The sequence below is a fragment of the Clostridium senegalense JC122 genome (assembly GCF_000285575.1).
GTDB lineage: Bacteria > Bacillota > Clostridia > Clostridiales > Clostridiaceae > Clostridium_J > Clostridium_J senegalense.
Genome location: NZ_HE611050.1, coordinates 1,213,293 through 1,234,076, shown reverse-complemented (window position 1 = coordinate 1,234,076; position 20,784 = coordinate 1,213,293). Strand labels below are relative to the sequence as shown.

The following is a 20,784-nucleotide window of genomic DNA, read 5'->3' as shown; positions in this document are numbered from 1 at the left end:
AACCTTATATAAATGAAAATTCAAAATTAGAAACCTATACTAAAGATTGGTGGTGGAGATTATTAGCAGAAAAATTGAAAACTTTTTAAAAAAATATGGTGTTCACTTATTTTTTGCTGTGTTTACCATTATAACAATAATTGTTGGATATGAATATTTTTATAAATATGCATCTGCATTTAAAGATCCGGATAATATAAAAAATGTTATACTATCATACGGTGCTTATAGCTTTTTAATTTTTATAGCCTTACAAGTTATACAAGTTGTATTCTTTTTCATACCAGGAGAAGTAGTTCAAATTGTAGGTGGATATATTTATGGACCAATTAAAGGTTCTTTATTATCTGTAGTAGGAATAGCTTTAGGTAGTGCAATAGGATATTTAATAGCAAGATATCTAATGAGAGAACAAGTACAAAAAATGATAGAAAAAAGGGATTTAAAATTGTTCAAAAAAATATTAACTAGGGGAAGTAATAAACTAGTAATATTTTTTGTGTATCTTATACCAGGAATTCCTAAAGATATTTTAGTATACTTATGTGGTGTTTCAGATATAGACTTTTTAGAGTTCTTGATATATTCTACATTAGGTAGACTTCCATGGATTATAGTATCTGCATTATTTGGAAATGGAATAGGTGAGAGAAATTACGTTACATTAACTATTATAGCTATAGTTTCTCTAGTTTTTTTTATTTTTGGAGTGTTAAAAGGAAAAGATCTTCTTAATAAATTTCATAAAAGAAAAAATAAAAAAAGTTCAAAATTTCACAAAAAATAAAATAATAAGGCAAATATGAGAAAATGGAAGAAAATAAAAGTAAAATAAAGCTAATTGATGATAAGTACGGCTTTTAATAAGGAAAGAAAGTTTGAAATTAAAGTGTTGTTTATTTATTATAATAATATGATTAGCACTCTGCAAAAGAGAGTGCTAATAAAATAAAAAATTTTAGGAGGTCATAGTTATGGCAATAAAACCACTTGGTGATAGAGTAGTAATTAAAAGAGTAGCAGCTGAAGAGGTAACTAAGAGCGGTATAGTTTTAACAGCAGCATCAAAGGAAAAGCCACAAGAGGCAGAGGTTGTTGCAGTAGGACCTGGCCTTGCTGATGCTAGAATGGAGCTTAATGTAGGAGATAGAGTACTATTTTCTAAATACGCTGGAAATGAAATAAAGCATGAAGGACAAGAATATATAATACTTAAACAAGAAGAAATACTAGCAATAATTGAATAGTAATATAATGAATATAAAAAGTAGAAATAAATTAGTAATTGGAGGGTTTTAAAATGGCTAAGACAATTTTATTTAGTGAAGAAGCTAGAAGATCTATGCAAAGAGGTGTGGATATATTAGCAGATACAGTTAAAGTTACACTTGGACCAAAAGGAAGAAACGTTGTTTTAGATAAGAAATTTGGAGCACCACTTATAACAAACGATGGTGTTACTATAGCAAGAGAAATTGAACTTGAAGATGCTTTTGAAAATATGGGAGCACAACTTGTAAAAGAAGTTTCAACAAAAACAAATGATGTAGCAGGTGACGGTACAACAACAGCTACATTATTAGCTCAAGCAATTATAAGAGAAGGTTTAAAAAATGTAACTGCTGGAGCAAATCCAATGTTAATAAGAAATGGAATAAAAATGGCTGTAAATGTTGCAGTTGAAGAAATAAAAAAATATTCTAAGCCAATAAGCGGTAAAGAAGACATAGCTAGAGTTGCAGCTATATCAGCAGCAGATGAAGAAATCGGAAAATTAATATCTGATGCTATGGAAAGAGTAGGAAACGAAGGCGTTATAACTGTTGAAGAATCTAAATCAATGGGAACAGAGCTTGATGTAGTTGAAGGAATGCAATTTGATAGAGGATATTTAAGTGCTTACATGGTAACAGATACAGATAAAATGGAAGCTAACTTAGAAGATCCATACATTTTAATAACAGATAAGAAAATAACAAATTTACAAGAAATACTTCCAGTTTTAGAGCAAGTTGTTCAACAAGGAAAAAAATTATTAATCATTGCTGAAGATGTAGAAGGTGAAGCTTTAGCAACATTAGTAGTTAATAAATTAAGAGGAACATTTACTTGTGTAGCTGTAAAAGCTCCAGGATTTGGTGATAGAAGAAAAGAAATGCTTCAAGATATAGCTATACTTACTGGTGGAACAGTTATAAGCGAAGAACTTGGATATGAATTAAAAGATGCTTCAATAGAAATGTTAGGAAGAGCTGAAAGCGTTAAGATTTGTAAAGAAAATACAACAGTTGTTAATGGAAAAGGCTTTAAAGAAGATATAGCTAAGAGAGTAAATCAAATTAAAGCTCAAATAGAAGAAACAACTTCAGATTTTGATAAAGAAAAATTAAGTGAAAGACTTGCAAAACTTGCAGGCGGAGTTGCTGTAATTAAAGTTGGTGCTGCAACAGAAACAGAACTTAAAGAAAAGAAATTAAGAATAGAAGATGCTTTAGCTGCAACAAAAGCTGCAGTTGAAGAAGGAATTATAGTTGGTGGTGGAACAGCTTATGCTAATATAATACCAGTTATAGAAAATCTAACATCAGATATAGAAGATGTTCAAGTTGGTATAAATATAATAAGAAAATCATTAGAAGAACCAATAAAACAAATAGCTATAAATGCAGGTCAAGAAGGTGCTGTAATAGCTGAAAAAGTAAAAATGTCTGCACCAGAAATAGGATACGACGCATTAAGAGGCGAATTTGTAGATATGATAAAAGCTGGAATAGTTGATCCAACTAAAGTTGCAAGAAGTGCACTTCAAAATGCTGCATCAGTAGCTTCAACATTCTTAACAACAGAAGCTGCAGTTGTAGATTTACCAGAAAAAAATAGTCCAGCTCCAATGGCTCCAGATATGGGCATGGGCGGAATGTACTAATATAAATTAAAATATAAAAATAGAAGTCGCTTTTTAGCAACTTCTATTTTTTTTCAGTTAAACATAATCAAATAAATAATAAGATGATATTCTTACCAATATTTGACTACGTATTTCTTTTTATATACCTTATTGAGGTTTATAAGAAAATATGATAATTTAATCTTAGAATCTAAATACAATTTAAAGTATTTTTTTCAAAAAACAGTAAAATTTATAATAGGTGTGTAATAGTATATAAGTAGAAAATGATTTTGAATTAGGGATTTGGAAGCTAAGATTCTTATTATTACTTGGTCACTTTTAATAAGAGGAGCTAATAGTGAACCCACTCCAAATTAAACATTAAATTTAGTTTAGCTAAAATGTTTAATTTATTGGAGTGGGTTATTTTTTATTAATGCAAATAATTACTTTATTAGGATTTTTATTAAAAACAAAACATTGTATGTAGATATAAGGACGTGTGATGATGGGTATTAAGAAGAGAAGGTTAGGAGATTTATTATTAGATGAAAATAAAATAACTAAAAATCAACTACAAGTTGCACTGAATAATCAAAAAACAGAGAAGAAAAAGTTAGGTGAAATATTAGTTGAAATTGGAGCAATATCTGAAGATGAGATATTTAATATTTTAGAAAAGCAATTAGGTATAGAGAGAGTTTACTTAGATTCTATTAATCTTGAAGAAAAGATAGTGTCTATAATTCCTGAAAATATAGCTAAAAAATATAATGTGATAGCTATAGATGCAGATGAAACAGAAATTATTGCAGCTACTTCAGACCCACTTAATATATTTGCAATAGAAGATATTAAAATAATAACAGGAAAAGAGGTACGACTTTTAAGCTCTCCTAAAAGTGAAGTTGAAAGAGCTATAAATAAGGTTTATAGCAATATAGTGGAATACAGTTCTAATAGTAAAGGAGACGTTGATTTATTCAATAGTGAAATTATGGATTCTCCTATAGTTAAAACTGTTAATTGGATTATTGAAAATGCTATAAATGCTAAGGCATCAGATATTCATATAGAACCATTAGAAGGTAGGGTAAAAGTTAGATTTAGACTAGATGGACAGTTAAAGGAAATAATGTCCTTAGAAAAAAAAGATTTAAATGCAATAGTTGCTAGAATTAAAATACTTTCATCTTTAGATATTGCAAAAAAGAGAGTGCCACAAGATGGTCGTATATTAACTAAAGTTAATGGTGTAGACATTGACCTTAGAGTGTCAACTCTTCCAACTGTAAATGGAGAGAAGATTGTTATAAGAGTTTTAGATAAAAGTGCTAATAATATATCAAGAAATAATTTAGGATTAGATAAAAGTGATGAAGAAAAATTAAAAAGAATAATTTCAAAACCACATGGAATAATTCTTTCAACAGGACCTACAGGAAGTGGTAAGTCAACCACTCTTTATTCTATATTGAAAGAGTTAAATGATGAAAGTAGAAACATAATTACAATAGAAGATCCAGTGGAATTTTCTATAGAAGGAATAAATCAAGTAAATGTTAATTACAAAACAGGTCTTACCTTTAGTTATGGGCTAAGATCTATATTAAGGCAGGACCCAGACGTTATTATGGTTGGAGAAATTAGAGATGCAGAGACGTCTAAAATTGCAATGAGAGCGGCTATAACAGGACATTTAGTTTTAAGTACATTGCACACTAACGATGCTCCATCAACAATAATAAGGCTTATAGACATGGGAATAGAACCATATCTAATAGCTACATCTATTGTAGGGGTTATATCTCAGAGGCTCATAAGAATAGTTTGCCCCCATTGTTCAGAAAGTTACGAAGCTACTAGTTATGAAAAAAAGTTACTAAATATAGATGTTAATGAAAAAGTTATTATTAAAAGAAAAATAGGGTGTAATAAATGCAATAAGACTGGATATAAGGGACGAGTTGGTGTTTTTGAAATTATGGAGATAGACCAAGAAATTAGAGAGTATATAACAAGTGAAAAAAGTATAGATAATATAACAAAATTAGCAATAGAAAAGGGTATGACAACCATAAGAGATGCCTGCAGATCTAAAGTGTTAGATAAGACAACAACAATAGAGGAGCTAATAAGAATAGCATATTTAGAAAACAATTAATTAGTAATATGAAGCTATTTATAGAATTGATAATAAGAATTTTATAATTGTTTTTTTAGATATAAGAAAAATTATATAAAGGTAAAAAAGAGAGGTGAGAGTTTGTCAAAGTTTAGATATGTTGCAGTTAATGGATATGGTGTAGAGCTTAATGGCACCATAGATGCATCTAGTAAAGATGATGCTATGGAAAAACTTATTGAAAATAATATTTTTCCTAAAGAGATAAGTAAATATAGGCAAGGACTTGATATAAAAAAGCATTTTCATAAGGTTACTTTTAAGGAGATAGTTGTTTTTTCAAGACAATTTGCTTTTATAATAAATTCTGGGTTTCCACTTTTAGATGGAATAAGTGTAGTAAGGGAACAGATGAAAAATGAAAGACTAAAAGAAATATTGCATCAAGTATATAGAGGTGTTGAAAAGGGTGGTTCTTTAGGTGGAGAATTAGAAAAATATGATGAGTTTCCTGATTTATATGTAAATATGGTAAAATCCGCAGAAACCTCGGGAAATCTAGGGGAAATATTAGATAGGTTAGCAGAGTATTATAATACTCAATATAAAATAAAGAAAAAGATTGCATCTGCAATGACTTATCCAATGATAGTATTTGGAGCATCTCTTTTAATAGTGTCTTTTATAATAATTTTTATATTACCAAAGTTCATTGAAAATGTTATAGATGGTGGTGGCAAAATACCATTTATTACTTTAATTTTTATGAATATAAGTAACATAATAATAAATTATGGAATATTTATTATCGTCATAGGTGGATTTTTAATATATAAGTTTAAAGAAAAACTAAAAAACAATAGGGCTATGGCAATAAAATTAGATAGAAAAAAATTAGATAGACCTATATTTGGAAAATTAAATAGAATGGTTATTGCTGCTAAATTTTCAAGGACTTTAGGTACCCTTTTAGTATCAGGAATTGGCATAATAGAAGCTTTAGATTTATGTGGCAAAGTTGTTGGAAATAAATACATTGAAAATAGAATGGAAATAGTTAAAGAGAAAGTAGAAAAAGGGGAAGCAATAGGAAATAGTATAAGAAATATTGATGTATTACCGCCAATTCTTATTCAATCAATAGTGGTTGGAGAAAGGGGCGGAAATTTAGATGAGATATTAGCTAAGACAGCTGTTTTTTATGAAAATGATGTTGAGATATTAGCAACACAATTATCATCTGTAATAGAGCCATTAATAATAATTTTTTTAGGTGGGCTAATAGCTATCATTGCAATATCTATGTATTTGCCGCTGTTTAGTATGTATAACGCTGTGTAATAGAAAAATATAGGGAATGTAACTGTATTTTAAGTTGTCATTTGGCTAATTAAGGATAAAAAATTAATAATGTTATAGTTGGCAATTGAAAATGATATATGAAACTGGATTAGTTAATTTCTTTAAAAATAGGAGTTGTAGGTTAACTATGATTGTATATAAGAAAAAGGCAAAAGGATTTACCTTAATAGAGTTAATTTTAACTGTTGCTATAATTCTAATTTTAACTTTAGTGATTGTACCTAGTGTTATGGGATACAGACATTATGCAAATAAGAAAGCTATAGATGGAACTTCAAAAATTATTTTAAATGCTGTAGAACTTTATAATTCTGAAAGTGCAATGAAATTCTCAGATGATGAAATAACCAGTGATATGACTATAAGTGATGTTAAGGGGTACTTATCACCATTATTAAGAGAGGAAGATATAAAAGAAATAGATAAATATATAGATTCTGATGTAACTATTAAAGTATTAAAAGAATTTTCAAATGATAACAATGAAGAATTTTATTGTGAAAATCACGAAAGACTAGAAAATAATTTTAGTTGTAACAAAAAATAAAGTTTTTAAGGTTGATTGTTTTTTAGGGAAGTTTTTTTACTTACTCTAAAATTTCAATAAAAATAATTTTAAAGGGGATGTGAATGGATGAAAAATAAAAAGAAAAAAGGGTTTACCTTAATTGAACTTTTAGCAGTGGTTGCTATAATTTTAATTCTAGCTTTAATAGCTCTACCTAGTTTAAAAGGCTATAAAGAAAGAGCTAATGTATCTCAAGCGGTTGCATCATCTAAAGTGTTAGTTAATGCTGTAGACACTTACAATGCAGCATATGCAGGTGAAGTTGGAAAGAATGGAAATGTAGCAGATACAATAAAAGAAGACTACAAACTATCAACAATATTAGAGGAATCTCACACTTATGTTGACAGTTATATTAGTGAACAGGAACAAGGTAAATTAAGAAAGTTAATAAGTAATGATGTAACAGTTAAAGATTTAAGAACTTTTGTTTCAGAAAATGGAACTTCAGAAAATGTTATATTTAAAGATGGAAAAATAGTATTAGGCAAATAAGTGTGATGAATTTGTAACTCCTTTAAAAAGGAGTTACTTTCTTAAAAGGAGGGTTATTATGAGTTTATTAATTTTTATTTTAGGCGTTGTAATAGGCAGCTTTTTAAATGTTTGTATATATAGAATTCCAAGGGGCGAATCTGTAGCTTACCCACCATCACATTGTTATAACTGTAATAAAAACTTGAAATGGTATGATTTATTTCCAATAGTTAGTTATATATTTTTAAAAGGAAAATGTAGATATTGCAAAGTGAAAATATCTATTCAATATCCTGTTATTGAGCTTTTTACTGGAATTATATATTTATTAATATACATTCACTACGGAGTAACTTTAAATATGTTTAAATACATAATTTTAGCTTCATTTTTCATAGTTATTGGAATTATAGATTTAAAAACTACAGATATATATGACATAACAATATTAACTCCAGCAGTTATAGGAATTATATTTTTAATATATGAATATTATATAGGGATTTCTATATCAGGAAATATTATAGGAATAGTACTTATGCTTTTTATAATTGGAGGTTTGATTTTAATAACTAAAGGAATGGCGGTTGGAGATTTAGAAATGTATTTGCTTGTACCATTATATATGGGATTAAAGAATTCTATATTAGTTTTACTTTTATCTATTATAATTGGTGGAAGTTTTGGAATTGTACTTATTTTAACTAAAAAGAAAACAAAAAAAGACTATATACCCTTTGGTCAATATATAACTATAGCAACTTTAATAGTTATGTTATATGGAGAAAATATAATTAATTGGTATTTTAATTTGATTATTTAGGGGTGAGAGGTATTGGAAAAAAAGGAGAGTATATGGCAAAAGGATATTAAAGATCTATTTAAAATAAATAGATATAAAAAAGAGAATGAGGAAGTAAAAAAAATAGAAAACAAAGGGTAACTATAGATATAAATGAAGACACTATAGATATTTTAGTGGGAACTAAAGAAGATATAGTGAGTTGGAAAAAATTAAAAACTCCTAGTGATGCTTTTGAAAATGGATTTATAACTGATGTAGTTAAAATAGGAGAAACTATAAAAGAATATTTTAAAATGGCTCATATTAGAGCTAAGGATATATATTTTATTGTTCATGGTGATGACATAATAACAAGGTATTTAGAACTTCCTATACTTGGAGATAAGGCTATGGATACTGCTGTTAAGATTGAAATACGTAAAAGTTATCCAGATAAAGAAAGTTTATATTATTATAGTTACCAACTAACTGAAAGTGTAAATGAGGAAAAGGCTAGTATTGGTAAATATATGGTAGTAATGTGTAAACGAAGCAAAATAGACAAGTATGTGGAGCTTTCAGAAATCCTTAAGTTGAATCTTAAATGTATTGATTTATCAAGTAATTCTCTTAAAAGAGTTATAAGCAGTAGTAAATACACTAAAAATTTAAATTATATAGGAATTCTCAGTATACAAAACAATGAAACTACATTAGCTATAATAAATGACAACTTGCTTCAAATGGAAAAAAGAATAAACTTTGGGGTATCAAATATAAAAAGAATTTTAGAATTAAATGATAAGGAAGTAAAAGAAAAACTAAGGAATATAGATTTTAATAGCATAAAACCTCTAGATTATGAGGGGGAACAGGTTAAAGGATTAGTAGATACTTTAAGTACTGTTTTAAACGGAGTTATAAAATTTTATTTTTCTGGAAGGGCTGAAAATAATCTAAATAGAATGTACGTATTAGGAGATTTAAATCATATAAAAGGAATAAAAAACTATTTTGAAAACTATTTTGAAAATGAAATTGTGTTTATTGATGATTTGAATATTAATATAGATAAGGAAAATGTGGTTAACTTAATAGATTATGTTAATTGCTATGGTTTGTTACTTAGGGAGGATTAAAAATGAAAGAATTAAATTTAGTACCTAAAGCAATTATAGAAAACCAGAAAAAAGGAAAAAAGAAGAGTTTAATTAATAGAATTATAGCCGTTATAGTAGTTATTTTTATAGGAATAAACTTATTTTATTTTATAGAATTTCAAAGATTCAAAAAGCAAAATAGTGATTTAAACATAACTTTAGAAAAATATGAAGAAGTATTAAATGAAGATGAAAAAATATCAAAGGAAACAAAAGAGATAATAAATCATATTGAAAAAGTTAATATGTTAGAAGGTGAAAAAAATAATATAATATCAAAAATAATAAAGGATTTTCAAAAGGAAATTCCAAAAGATGTAGTTATAGAAAATTTTAATTATAGTGGTAAAACAATATCGATTTCTGCATCAAGTAAAAGTTATAATTCAATATTAGAATTTTGGGCAAATGTAGAAAATAATCATATTTATAAAGGGATAGATTTACCTGCTATTAGTGAAAATAGTGATAAAAGTTATAGGTTTAATGCAGTTATAGAAATGGTGGAGGAAAATTAGGGTGAGAGAATTAAAAAAATCAGAGAAGGTGTTAATATCTATTCTTATATCTTTACTTTTGATACTTGTAGTATCTAAGTTAGCTATATTTCCATATAGATTAAATGCTATATCTTTAAAAAATCAGGTGGAAGAAAAAAGAAAAAAACTTGATTACGCTATAAGAATACAGGAACAATTGGAAGACAAGGTATGGAGTTTAAATAAATTAAAAAAAGAACTTAATAGTTCAATTAAAAGGTTACCTGCAGGAAAGCAAACACCAGATATAGCTAAGGAAATACAGGAATTAGCTGAAAAAAATTTAATAAATCTTGTAGATATAAATTTTGAAAATATAGAAAATAATGGTGAGATTATAGAGGGTGAGGAAGAAGAAAATACAGTTGAAAAAGCAGCAGATTTAATAAATGATGTTACAAAAAATCAAAAAAAAGAAAATAAAAAAAATGATACAACTAAGAAAAATACTGAGGTTAAAGTAGAAAGCATATATGTGAATTTCACTGTTATAGGAGATTATAAGCAAACTTTAAATTTTTTATCTAATGTTGAAAATAGTCAAAGAATTTGTGAAATAAATGCAGTAGCAATGACAGGGAATAATCCCACTAAAACTAGTGTTAGAATGGAATTTTTCTTTAATGAATTAGACGGTGAATTAAGCAAATATAAGTACGATTTTAATAAAGGCCAGTATGGAAAAGAAAATATGTTTAAGTAAGTTGGTGAATAGTTTGAAAGGTGTTAAAAAAGGGTTCACATTACTTGAGGTAGTTATATCAATGACTATAGTGGTTATGATTTTTGCTATTGTGTCATCAATATATAGTAGTATAAATAAAAACTTAAAGATTTATGAGGTTAGAAAAAAACTTTCAATTATACCAATACAGCAGTGGAGATATTAAAAAGTAAAAGCATAGAAGATATTGAAATGTTAGATGGAAAAGATGTAACAATATATTTTAATAATTATAAGGAACTGACAAAGTCTATAGAGGAAATAGAGAGTTATGAAATAGAAAAAAATAATATATGTGATAACGGTAATTTTACTATAAATGTTAAGATAAATAAAATTAGAAATAAAAAAGAGGATGCCTTTTGTAGTTACAATGTGAAAGTTGCTACATGGAAAGTGAAAGATAAAGAATTTTATAATGGAAAATCATCTGTGACTTTTGATATAGGTAGGTAGTTTTATGAGGAAAAATAAAGGAATAACTCTTATTGAGTTAATTGTAACAATGGGAATTTTAATGATATCTGTTGGCATGTTTTTTCTAATATTAAAAAGCAATTTAAAGGTTTTTGATAAGTTATCTAATAAATATAATGTTAATAATAATTGCAAAATAGCCTGTAATCATATTTCAAACATTATAAAATATGGGGATAAAATTATAAGTGGTGATGAAATTAATAATAATCCAAGTTTAAAATTTTTAAACAATAATAGTAAAGAAAAGGTTGTTTTTTATATAGAAGGTAGCAATATAGAAAAAGAAAATCCTAATAAAGAAAAGGGAAATCAAAGACGATTTTTATATACATTAAGGCAAGATAAAAATAATGAAGATATAACTAATTTATATAGATATGAGTATATGCCAATAGAAAATAAAATTTTTAAATCAATGGGAAATAGTAGATATTTAACGGATGTGGAGAAAAAAAATTACTTAATAAATAGTGAAAAAAGCAGATTGCAATTAAATGAAAAAAATTCAGCTTATATTAATGGAGATTTAACTAGAGTAATAGATAAAAGTAGTGTTTACGATGAATATATAATATTTCAACCATATAAAAGCAACATTGTTATGGCTATTTATTTTGATACAAATAATATACTTAAAATAACTTCTGTAAAGGAAATCCCCTTAAATGAATATGAAAATTATAATAAGATAAAAGAACAGTCGCAGGGTGAAAAAATCATAGCTTACAATATAAAAAGTATAAAAATTAAAAATAATGGACTACAAGTAACTATAGAAATAGATGGTGGTTGCAGAGAAAAAGATGAAAAAGTAGAAATTAAAGATAAGGTTGTTATAGATAGAATGAGGGGGGCTATATGATGAAGAAAAAAGGCTCAGCATTAGTTACTGCTTTAATTACTATAATTGTTATATTTGTTTTAGCATCTACACTATTATCTTTTAGTTTATCTAGTTATAAAGCTTCCACTTATATAGAACAAAGCAAAAAATTAAAGCTAACAGCAGAATCAGGAATAGACAAAGCCTATAATGAAATGAAAAATTATATAGTTGATAAAACTGATATTCTATTAGAACCTAAAAGTTTTGATCCTGTAGTTATTGGTGATAATGGAGTACTTTTATTTGAAGATGATAATATAGAAAATAAAGTTACGTTGAAAAGTTCTTATGAAGATAAAATAACAGATGTAAAAACAGGAAAAGAATATTATTATATTAAAGTTAAATCTATGGCTAAAAATAAAAAAACTAATGAAACTGTCACTTTAGTTCAGTATATAGACAGAAGTGAAATATTAAATCCTTATTTTAATAGAATGTTTAATAGTGCTTTTTCTGTTATATCTCCGCTAAAAGAAAAAAATACAAAAGCTATTAATGGAAGTTTAAATAATATAGATAATTACTTTGATTTATTTAAAGGTAAGCTGAATATATCTGGAGATATATTTATACAAAAAAATAATATAGTATTTAAGCCTAGTGGAAATATAAATTTGTTTGAAGATACGAATTTGTATTTAAAGGGTGAAAATATAGAAATTGATGATAGTGAAAATGTAATTGTAACTTTAAATGGTGGATTACCTTATGAAGATAATGGCAAAATAGAGGAAAATCAAAAATATTGGAAGCAATTAAAATTAAAGGAGTTGAAAAATTTAAATTTTAAGAAAGGTTTAAAAGAAGGTAATATAAAATATAAAGATTTTGATAAGTTAACCTTAGAAGATTTGAATAAGCCACATTTAAAAGTTGGTGGAAGTGATATTCAAGTTTTTGATGAAAAATATAAATTTATTTCCTATGAAGATATATATATGAAATATGAAGATCTGTTAAAAAAAGAAAAAAGGATATAAAAAAAGAAGAGCCATATTTACAAAATCCATATGTAGGTAAAGAGTTTGTAAATATAAAAAGCAATAGTGACAATAACCAACTACTTATAGAATTTAAAGGAAGAACAAAAAATGGTGAAAAAATAGATTTTAATAAACTAATAAATGGAGGAAATGCTAAAAATCCATATAAAGATTTTGCAGGAATAATAGATAATAACCCTAAAAATAATGATGGTATATATGAACATGCTGTTGAAGAATTAAGAAAAATAGATAAATATAAAGACAATTATCTACAAACTTATGGAAATGTTTATAAACTTATAATAATAGATGGTGATTTAATAATTCCTAATAACAGCAAAGAAAATTTTATAAATTATATAATTTATTGTACTGGAACAGTTACTTTTGAAGGAATAAGTGAATTTTATAATTCATCTATATTTGCAAAAAATATAATTTTAAATCAAGATAACATTTTAGAAAATGATAAATATAATATGATAAATTTCAATGGAGTAAATAGTTATAAATCTAAAGAGCATATTGTCAATGAATTAAGTGAAAAATTAACAGATTTCACTCCAGAATTTAAAGGTTTTATTCATAAAAACTTAATAAATTCACTAGATGGATATAAAGAAGCATTAGAATTTAATGTTATAAAAACAGAGAAATTTTAACATAGGTCAAGTGTGTATTATTAAATCCTATGATATTAATATTTTCAATAATTATGGAGAAATATAGGTTTAAAATTTGGTCTTATATTTTCTTTAATATAAATTAAATAAAAAAATATCAATTTGGTTGTTGACAAATTGTTAATTATTAAATAAAATAATTAACAATAGTTAAGCGCAAACAAAATTGAACATACTAACTCATATATCCCTTGAATATGGCAAGGAGTATCTACCGGAAACCAAAAATTTCTGACTATGAGTAAAATTAGAGAACCTATTTTAGAAATAATTAAATTTCTATATAAATAGGCAAGACTAGTTTTACTTATAATATAGTAAAACTAGTCTTTTTTTAGAAGATAATTTGGGAGGAAGAATTTATAATTTATATATTATAGGAGAGGTTACTAATAGTGTGTAAATTTTAAAAAGAATTTATACACTAAATCTTTTAAAAATTCTTTCCAATTAAGACTAACAGTTGATTTAAAGAGATATAATGGATAAAAATTAAGAATGAGGAGTGATTTTAAATGGCAGTTATTTTAAAACAAGCATATACATTTGATGATGTATTATTAGTTCCAAATAAATCAGAGGTTTTACCAAAGGATGTTACTTTAAAAACTAACCTTACAAAAACTATAAAGTTAAATATGCCACTTATGAGTGCAGGAATGGATACTGTTACAGAAGCTAAAATGGCTATAGCTATGGCTCGTGAAGGTGGAATAGGTATTATACATAAAAATATGTCAATAGAAGAACAAGCGGCAGAAGTTGATACTGTAAAAAGACAAGAAAATGGAGTAATAACAAATCCATTTTATTTATATCCAAGCAATACTTTAGAAGAAGCTGATAAAGTAATGGCAAGATACAGAATATCAGGAGTGCCAGTAGTTAAAGAAGATAATACATTAGTTGGAATAATCACTAATAGAGATATGCTGTTTGAAAAAGATTTTTCAAGAAAAATTGAAGAAGTTATGACAAAAGAAAATTTAATAACAGCAAAAGAAGATACAACTTTAGATGAAGCTAAAGAAATACTTAAAACACACAAAATAGAAAAACTGCCATTAGTAGATGAGAACTTTAAACTAAAAGGTTTAATAACAATAAAAGATATAGAAAAAGTTAGAATTTATCCAAATGCAGCTAAAGATGGAAAAGGTAGACTTTTATGTGGTGCAGCTGTTGGAGTAACAAAAGATATGATGGAAAGAGTAGATGCTTTAGTTGAAGCAGAAGTTGATGTAATAACTATTGATACAGCTCATGGTCATTCAAAGGGCGTTATAGATGCAGTAAGAACTGTAAAAGTTAAATATCCAGAACTTCAAATTATAGCTGGTAACGTTGCTACACCAGAAGCTACAAAAGAATTAATTGAAGCTGGTGCTGACTGTGTAAAAGTTGGTATAGGACCAGGTTCAATATGTACAACAAGAGTTGTTGCAGGTGTTGGAGTTCCTCAATTAACTGCAGTAATGGATTGTGTAGAAGAAGCTAATAAATATGGAGTGCCTGTTATAGCAGATGGTGGTTTAAAATACTCAGGAGATATAGTAAAAGCATTAGCAGCAGGAGCTAAAGTTTGTATGATGGGTTCTATGTTCGCTGGTTGTGAAGAAGCTCCAGGTGAAACTGAAATATACCAAGGAAGAAAATATAAAGTCTATAGAGGAATGGGCTCATTAGGAGCTATGGCAGCAGGAAGTAAAGATAGATATTTCCAAGAAGATAGCAAAAAATTAGTACCAGAAGGTGTTGAGGGAAGACTTCCATTTAAAGGAGCTGTTGTTGATACAATATTCCAATTAATGGGCGGAATACGTTCAGGAATGGGATATTTAGGAGCACCAACTTTACAACAATTGTTTGAAACAGCTAGATTTGTTGTTCAAACATCAGCAGGACTAAAAGAAAGTCATCCACATGACATATCAATAACAAAAGAAGCACCAAACTATAGTTTATAGTTTAGTAGAGGATAGATATTAAGCTGAGAAGAGGTTTAAATAGTAAGAAAAATATGATATGCTATTTAATAAATATAGTGAGTTAAGTTGGAATTAAAATTTATTTGTTAATTATATATAAGTATTAATATATATTTACTTTTAAATTTAAGAAATTTTGATCATGACATCACTGATGTGAATATCTGAAATTTTCAATGTATAAGTTAAAATATAAGTTTCAAACTATATATAGGGAAATAAGTGCGTCTTTAAGGTTATTCATGAAATAATAAAATATTATCATTAAATAATGAATAACTTAAAAAGTCGACTTGTAACCCTATATTCAGTTAAAAATGGATACAAGTAATTTAAATATAAATAAACTATAGTTTCATAAGAAATTAGAAAAGGGAGGCCTATGATGAGCAGAGAACTAGTTTTAGTTGTTGACTTTGGCGGTCAATATAATCAACTTATCGCAAGAAGAGTAAGAGAAAATAAAGTATATTGTGAAATAGTTCCATATACAATTTCTGCTGAAAAAGTTAAGGAATTAAATCCAAAAGGAATAATTTTTACAGGTGGTCCAAACAGTGTTTATGGTGAGGATTCTCCACAGGTAGATAAAGAGCTATTTGAGCTTAACATACCTATATTAGGAATATGTTACGGTGCTCAACTTATGTCTCATATGTTAGGTGGATGTGTTAAAACTGCAACTATAAGAGAATATGGAAAAACAGATGTAGAACTTACAACTAACAATAAGTTATTTGATGGAATAACAGAAAAACAATGTTGGATGAGTCATACAGATTACATAGAAAAAGCACCAACAGGCTTTGATATTATAGGATATAGCAATCAATGTCCAGTGGCTGCTATATGCAATGAAGACAAAAAACTTTATGGAGTACAATTCCATCCAGAAGTTGAACATACTTTATTTGGAGCAAAAATGTTAACAAACTTCTTATACAATGTTTGTGAAGTTAAAGGCGATTGGTCAATGTCTTCTTTTGCAGAAGAAAAAATAAAAGAAATAAAAGAATTAGTTGGCGATAAAAAAGTTTTATGCGCTTTATCTGGTGGAGTAGATTCATCAGTAGCTGCAGTTCTTGTACATAAAGCAATAGGAAAGCAGTTAACTTGTGTATTTGTTGATCACGGTCTTTTAAGAAAAGATGAAGGGGATCAAGTAGAAGAAGTATTTAGAAAAGGTTTTGATATGAACCTAATAAGAGTTAATGCACAAGATAGATTCTTAGGCAAACTTAAAGGTGTAAGTGATCCAGAAAGAAAGAGAAAAATAATCGGTGAAGAATTTATAAGAGTATTTGAAGAAGAATCAAATAAACTTGGAGAAATAGATTTCTTAGTGCAAGGAACAATATATGCAGATGTAGTAGAAAGTGGAACTAACACTTCAGCTACAATAAAAAGTCATCACAATGTTGGAGGACTTCCAGAAGATATTACATTTAAATTAATTGAGCCATTAAGAGAATTATTTAAAGATGAAGTTAGAGCAGTTGGAGAAGAAATAGGAATTCCTCATAACTTAGTATGGAGACAGCCATTCCCAGGTCCAGGACTTGCTATAAGAGTTCTTGGTGAAGTTACTGAAGAAAAATTATCTATAGTAAGAGAAGCTGATGCAATATTCAGAGAAGAAGTTGCGTTAAATGGATTAGAAAGTAAGATATGGCAATATTTCGCTTGCCTTCCAAATATCCAATCAGTTGGAGTTATGGGTGATGAGAGAACTTACTGTCATACAGTAGCATTAAGAGCTGTAACATCTTCAGATGGAATGACTTCTGATTGGGCAAGAATACCATATGAAGTTTTAGATAAAGTATCTAGAAGAATAGTAAATGAAGTTAAAGGGATAAACAGAATTGTTTATGATGTAACTTCTAAACCACCATCAACTATTGAGTGGGAATAGTTGTTATAATTAAATAAATAGGTTAATTACTTATATTTAGGGGTTTATTGAAAGGTTTTGACCTTCAATTGACCCCGTTTTATTTTTTTTGAATTTTTAATATGGTTATTTATATTCTCAACAACATCAAATTGGTGTTGAGGATATAGATGACCATATGTTTTCAAAACTTCTTGAACATCTGTATGCCCAAGTCTTTTTGCTATAGCAATTATATTAATATCTAAAGATATTAAGAATGATGCATGACTGTGACGAAGAGCATGGGTTTTAATTCTTTTTATATTTGCTTTTTTAGCATGTCTTATTATTGTGTTCATCGGAAAATATTTATTAGTTGGAATACCATTGTCGTAGCTAAATATAAAACTATCTTCTTTTACATTAAATAATGTTTTTTGGAAGTTTTTCCATTCTAATAACATATAAAAGGTATCATCATCTAATATAATAGAACGATAAGAGGACTTATTTTTGAGGTCATCAAATACCCAGTTGTTTTGATTTTTATAATCTAAGTCTTTGCTTATAGAAATACTTTTGTTTATTTCATAAAAATCAGTCCATTGTAATGCTTGCATTTCAGAAAATCTTAAGCCTGTATAAAATAAAAATTTAATAATTATATATCCAAAATATTGGATTAAGTTTGTTTTATCCATAGTTTCTAAAATTAATCTAAGCTCAGCTTCTGTCCAAAATTCAACTTCAACTTTTTTACGTTTAACATTACCAGCTTTTTTTGCAGGATTAGTTTTTATTATATCTAAAGTAATAGCTCTTTCTAAAATTTGACTTAAAGATATATGTAAGCTTCTAACATAATTTTGATTAAGTTTATTACTTAGTAGCTCATGTTGCCATTTTTGAATTGCAATTGGTGTTATTTGCTCAATCTTATATTCACCCCAAATGGCAATAATATTTTTATTTATACTACTAACTCTGTTTTCATAAGTAGTACTTCTAACTTGTGTTTTGTACCACTTTAAATATTCAGCTATAAATTCTTTAAGTTTAGTAGATTTATTATAAACAAGGACACCATTGTAATATTGGTTTTTTAAATCATTATAAGCTTTTTCTGCATCAGCTTTTTTCTTAAATCCACGCCTTGTTGTCTGTCTACGTTTTCCAGTTGTGGGGTCAGTACCTAAAGAAATTTTAAACCAATATAGGTTGTTTTTTTCATCCTTTTTTATAGTTGTCATTCAAATTCACCTCATCAATCTAGTTAAAATTAAATGTATTTTTAAAATTAACTAGATAAATATTCTTTAATTATATATTATATGTTAAAAATGATTATTGGTTGGGGTACTGAATTGTGCTTTTATTATCTATAAATTTATAAATTTTTATGCTTTTAAGTTTATCAGAAAGGTTTAAAAACAAAACTAGATCATATTTTTCACTATTAGTATCTTTAAATTTCATTTTAAACATCTCCTTATCTAAATGCTTTGTTTTAATTCAGTTTTATCTATTACGGTAATCGTTGGTTCAAAAAAAATTATATATTTTCCCATTTCAAAGTGAGTACCATATTTTTGTCTATAATGTTGAAGAGTTCCTTCTAAAAAATCTTCTGTTATATCTAAAAATTCCGATATTTCAAATTTTTCTTTGAGACCATTTTTATAAGTATGTATCAATTTAGCTATTTCAATAAGGTTTTCATAAGCCCAACGTCGAGCTACTAATTCTTGTTTTCTATTTTCAACTTTTTTTTGGTCTGATATATCACCGTGTGTTTTAAAATGGTGTCCTAATTCTTCCATCATAATACAACGTTTTTCTATATAAGATAAATTCTTGTTTATTAATATTGTATTGTCAAAATAGTATCCACTTTTACCTTTAAAGGTTTCCAATTCATAAACTTTAATTCCAATCTCTTGGGATTTTGCAATTAATTTTTCAAATTCAGTCATATAAACACCCCAACCCATAAAATAAGTATATAAATTTTATTTGTTTTTCTTTTTTAAGTTAGCAATAAATTCTCTTGCAACTTCTAAATCATGCTTTGCAATTTCTGGATTATCATCATCATGTGCAGCAAAGGTAGTTACTTCATAATCAGCATAAGGTATAGTTGCAGTAATTAGCTCAGTAACTGTATTTTCTTTATTTTTTTCTGTATATTTAAGAGTTTCATTTAAATCATTGCTATACTCAATTAGTTTGTTTTTACCTAAACTATTTAAACTATTGTAATTTTCTAATAATGCTATTTCATCTTTGGATAAAGCATCATTTTTTTTTATATCCCATCCCATTAAATAATAAGGCTCAACATTTAATGCTTTTGCTAAAACTTCCAGTTTATCTAGGGGCATATTCTTTATTGAACCAGTTTCATATCTTTGTAAAGTAGATTTGCTTAGACCTGTTTTATTAGCTAAATCTTGATATGACAACATTAATTCGGTTCTTCTATTTTTAATACGGTCTATTATTGTATCCATTTTTTCTTCTTGATTCATATTACTCATCCTCTCTAATTAACATTATAAAAGATTTTTTCATAAATGCAACGAAAAATGTAAAATATATAAAAAAAAGTTGCATATTTGGGTTGACATAAAAAAAAGAGGATGATATTATTTAATCATCCCAAAAATGCAACGAAAGAGGTGGTAAATATGGATGTAAATAAATTGAAGGGTAGAATGGTTGAAAAAAGTTATACTCAAAAAAATATGGCTAAAGAACTAGGAATAACGCAACAAGCACTAAATGCTAAACTAAATAAGCGTTCACAATTTACACTAGATGAAGTTGTGAAAATAGTTAATATATTAGAAATAGATAATCCAATAGAAATTTTTTTTGCTGGTTGCATCCCAAAAATGCAACAAAGGATGATGAGATTTTGAGTTGATTAATAAGTTGTAATAAAACAATTCACTATAGATTCATAAAATTGCACGTTACAACTTATAAAAACCTATCAAATAAGAATATAAAAAAGGAGCAATTAGTATGATTAAAAACAAAATAGATTATCCAATAGTTTTAACAACTAAACATGTAGTAGAAATAATGGAATGTAGTGAGCCTGCTGCTAGAACATATATAAAAACAGTAAATAAAATTTTGGAACAGGAAGGAAAAATAAATCCACAATTAGTTGTTAATAATGCAAGAGTATCACGTGATAAATTTTTTAAAGAGTATGGGATATAAGATAATAGATAGAGTTTATAAG

General features: G+C 27.0%; 23 protein-coding genes and 1 riboswitch. Of the genes, 20 read left to right on the top strand and 3 right to left on the bottom strand.

The features are described from left to right. The first annotated feature begins 52 nt into the window (after positions 1–52). The 18 genes from CSGHG_RS06490 to guaA all read left to right on the top strand — a co-directional run bounded on the left by CSGHG_RS06490 (position 53) and on the right by guaA (position 17,570). Positions 53–787 (top strand): TVP38/TMEM64 family protein, encoded by a 735-nt coding sequence (locus CSGHG_RS06490; RefSeq protein ID WP_010293591.1) that lies wholly within the window; start codon positions 53–55, stop codon positions 785–787. A gap of 187 nt (positions 788–974) precedes the next feature. Continuing rightward, on the top strand, positions 975–1,247 hold the full coding sequence (locus CSGHG_RS06485; protein ID WP_010293590.1) for a co-chaperone GroES: 273 nt from the start codon (positions 975–977) through the stop codon (positions 1,245–1,247). A 53-nt stretch (positions 1,248–1,300) separates the two neighbouring features. Then, on the top strand, positions 1,301–2,926 hold the full coding sequence (gene groL, locus CSGHG_RS06480; RefSeq protein ID WP_010293589.1) for a chaperonin GroEL: 1,626 nt from the start codon (positions 1,301–1,303) through the stop codon (positions 2,924–2,926). Positions 2,927–3,398: 472 nt separating this feature from the next. After that, entirely contained in the window at positions 3,399–5,054 is a 1,656-nt protein-coding gene (locus tag CSGHG_RS06475; protein ID WP_010293587.1) for a GspE/PulE family protein, read from the top strand. Positions 5,055–5,156: 102 nt separating this feature from the next. Further along, positions 5,157–6,356 carry a type II secretion system F family protein gene (locus CSGHG_RS06470; protein WP_010293586.1) on the top strand — a complete coding sequence of 400 codons (1,200 nt, stop codon included), beginning with the start codon at positions 5,157–5,159 and terminating at the stop codon, positions 6,354–6,356. Between the two features lie 91 nt (positions 6,357–6,447). Next, the gene (locus CSGHG_RS21790) at positions 6,448–6,924 is read left to right on the top strand and encodes a type II secretion system protein (RefSeq protein ID WP_010293584.1); all 477 of its coding nucleotides are present in this window, start codon (positions 6,448–6,450) and stop codon (positions 6,922–6,924) included. Between the two features lie 87 nt (positions 6,925–7,011). After that, the gene (locus CSGHG_RS21785) at positions 7,012–7,440 is read left to right on the top strand and encodes a prepilin-type N-terminal cleavage/methylation domain-containing protein (RefSeq protein WP_010293582.1); all 429 of its coding nucleotides are present in this window, start codon (positions 7,012–7,014) and stop codon (positions 7,438–7,440) included. 58 nt (positions 7,441–7,498) lie between these two features. Continuing rightward, positions 7,499–8,245 (top strand): prepilin peptidase, encoded by a 747-nt coding sequence (locus CSGHG_RS06455; protein ID WP_010293580.1) that lies wholly within the window; start codon positions 7,499–7,501, stop codon positions 8,243–8,245. Positions 8,246–8,400: 155 nt separating this feature from the next. Further along, positions 8,401–9,345 carry a pilus assembly protein PilM gene (pilM, locus tag CSGHG_RS06445; RefSeq protein WP_010293579.1) on the top strand — a complete coding sequence of 315 codons (945 nt, stop codon included), beginning with the start codon at positions 8,401–8,403 and terminating at the stop codon, positions 9,343–9,345. A 2-nt stretch (positions 9,346–9,347) separates the two neighbouring features. Continuing rightward, entirely contained in the window at positions 9,348–9,884 is a 537-nt protein-coding gene (locus CSGHG_RS06440; protein WP_010293577.1) for a PilN domain-containing protein, read from the top strand. A gap of 1 nt (position 9,885) precedes the next feature. Further along, on the top strand, positions 9,886–10,608 hold the full coding sequence (locus CSGHG_RS06435; RefSeq protein ID WP_010293576.1) for a hypothetical protein: 723 nt from the start codon (positions 9,886–9,888) through the stop codon (positions 10,606–10,608). Between the two features lie 13 nt (positions 10,609–10,621). After that, positions 10,622–10,795, top strand: a complete 174-nt coding sequence (locus CSGHG_RS06430; protein ID WP_162130907.1) for a PulJ/GspJ family protein — start codon at positions 10,622–10,624, stop codon at positions 10,793–10,795. Continuing rightward, a complete protein-coding gene (locus tag CSGHG_RS06425) occupies positions 10,783–11,085 on the top strand; it encodes a hypothetical protein (RefSeq protein WP_026022257.1) in 303 nt (100 codons plus the stop codon). The genes CSGHG_RS06430 and CSGHG_RS06425 overlap by 13 nt, the downstream gene beginning before the upstream one ends. A 4-nt stretch (positions 11,086–11,089) precedes the next feature. Next, complete coding sequence (locus CSGHG_RS06420; RefSeq protein ID WP_010293572.1) at positions 11,090–11,971, top strand: prepilin-type N-terminal cleavage/methylation domain-containing protein; 882 nt, start codon at positions 11,090–11,092, stop codon at positions 11,969–11,971. Beyond that, on the top strand, positions 11,971–12,978 hold the full coding sequence (locus CSGHG_RS06415) for a hypothetical protein (RefSeq protein WP_010293569.1): 1,008 nt from the start codon (positions 11,971–11,973) through the stop codon (positions 12,976–12,978). The genes CSGHG_RS06420 and CSGHG_RS06415 overlap by 1 nt, the downstream gene beginning before the upstream one ends. Positions 12,979–13,463: 485 nt before the next feature. Beyond that, complete coding sequence (locus CSGHG_RS06410) at positions 13,464–13,646, top strand: hypothetical protein (RefSeq protein WP_010293567.1); 183 nt, start codon at positions 13,464–13,466, stop codon at positions 13,644–13,646. Between the two features lie 181 nt (positions 13,647–13,827). Continuing rightward, positions 13,828–13,925, top strand: a riboswitch (purine riboswitch). 257 nt (positions 13,926–14,182) lie between these two features. Then, complete coding sequence (guaB, locus tag CSGHG_RS06405) at positions 14,183–15,634, top strand: IMP dehydrogenase (protein ID WP_010293565.1); 1,452 nt, start codon at positions 14,183–14,185, stop codon at positions 15,632–15,634. Between the two features lie 406 nt (positions 15,635–16,040). Next, positions 16,041–17,570 (top strand): glutamine-hydrolyzing GMP synthase, encoded by a 1,530-nt coding sequence (gene guaA / locus CSGHG_RS06400; RefSeq protein WP_010293564.1) that lies wholly within the window; start codon positions 16,041–16,043, stop codon positions 17,568–17,570. A gap of 44 nt (positions 17,571–17,614) precedes the next feature. Here guaA and CSGHG_RS20060 read toward each other — a convergent pair whose 3' ends face one another. The 3 genes from CSGHG_RS20060 to CSGHG_RS21780 form a co-directional block, all read right to left on the bottom strand. Next, entirely contained in the window at positions 17,615–18,781 is a 1,167-nt protein-coding gene (locus tag CSGHG_RS20060) for a site-specific integrase (RefSeq protein ID WP_010293563.1), read from the bottom strand. A gap of 243 nt (positions 18,782–19,024) precedes the next feature. Further along, positions 19,025–19,504, bottom strand: coding sequence for an ImmA/IrrE family metallo-endopeptidase (locus tag CSGHG_RS06385; protein WP_010293562.1), 480 nt, complete (start codon positions 19,502–19,504; stop codon positions 19,025–19,027). A gap of 36 nt (positions 19,505–19,540) precedes the next feature. After that, entirely contained in the window at positions 19,541–20,059 is a 519-nt protein-coding gene (locus CSGHG_RS21780; protein ID WP_010293561.1) for a helix-turn-helix domain-containing protein, read from the bottom strand. A gap of 159 nt (positions 20,060–20,218) precedes the next feature. Here CSGHG_RS21780 and CSGHG_RS06375 point away from each other — a divergent pair, with 159 nt between their 5' ends. Together CSGHG_RS06375 and CSGHG_RS06370 are read left to right on the top strand one after the other, a co-directional pair. Then, on the top strand, positions 20,219–20,452 hold the full coding sequence (locus tag CSGHG_RS06375) for a DUF739 family protein (protein WP_010293560.1): 234 nt from the start codon (positions 20,219–20,221) through the stop codon (positions 20,450–20,452). 106 nt (positions 20,453–20,558) lie between these two features. Next, positions 20,559–20,762 (top strand): hypothetical protein, encoded by a 204-nt coding sequence (locus CSGHG_RS06370; RefSeq protein WP_010293558.1) that lies wholly within the window; start codon positions 20,559–20,561, stop codon positions 20,760–20,762. The last annotated feature ends 22 nt before the right edge of the window (positions 20,763–20,784 follow it).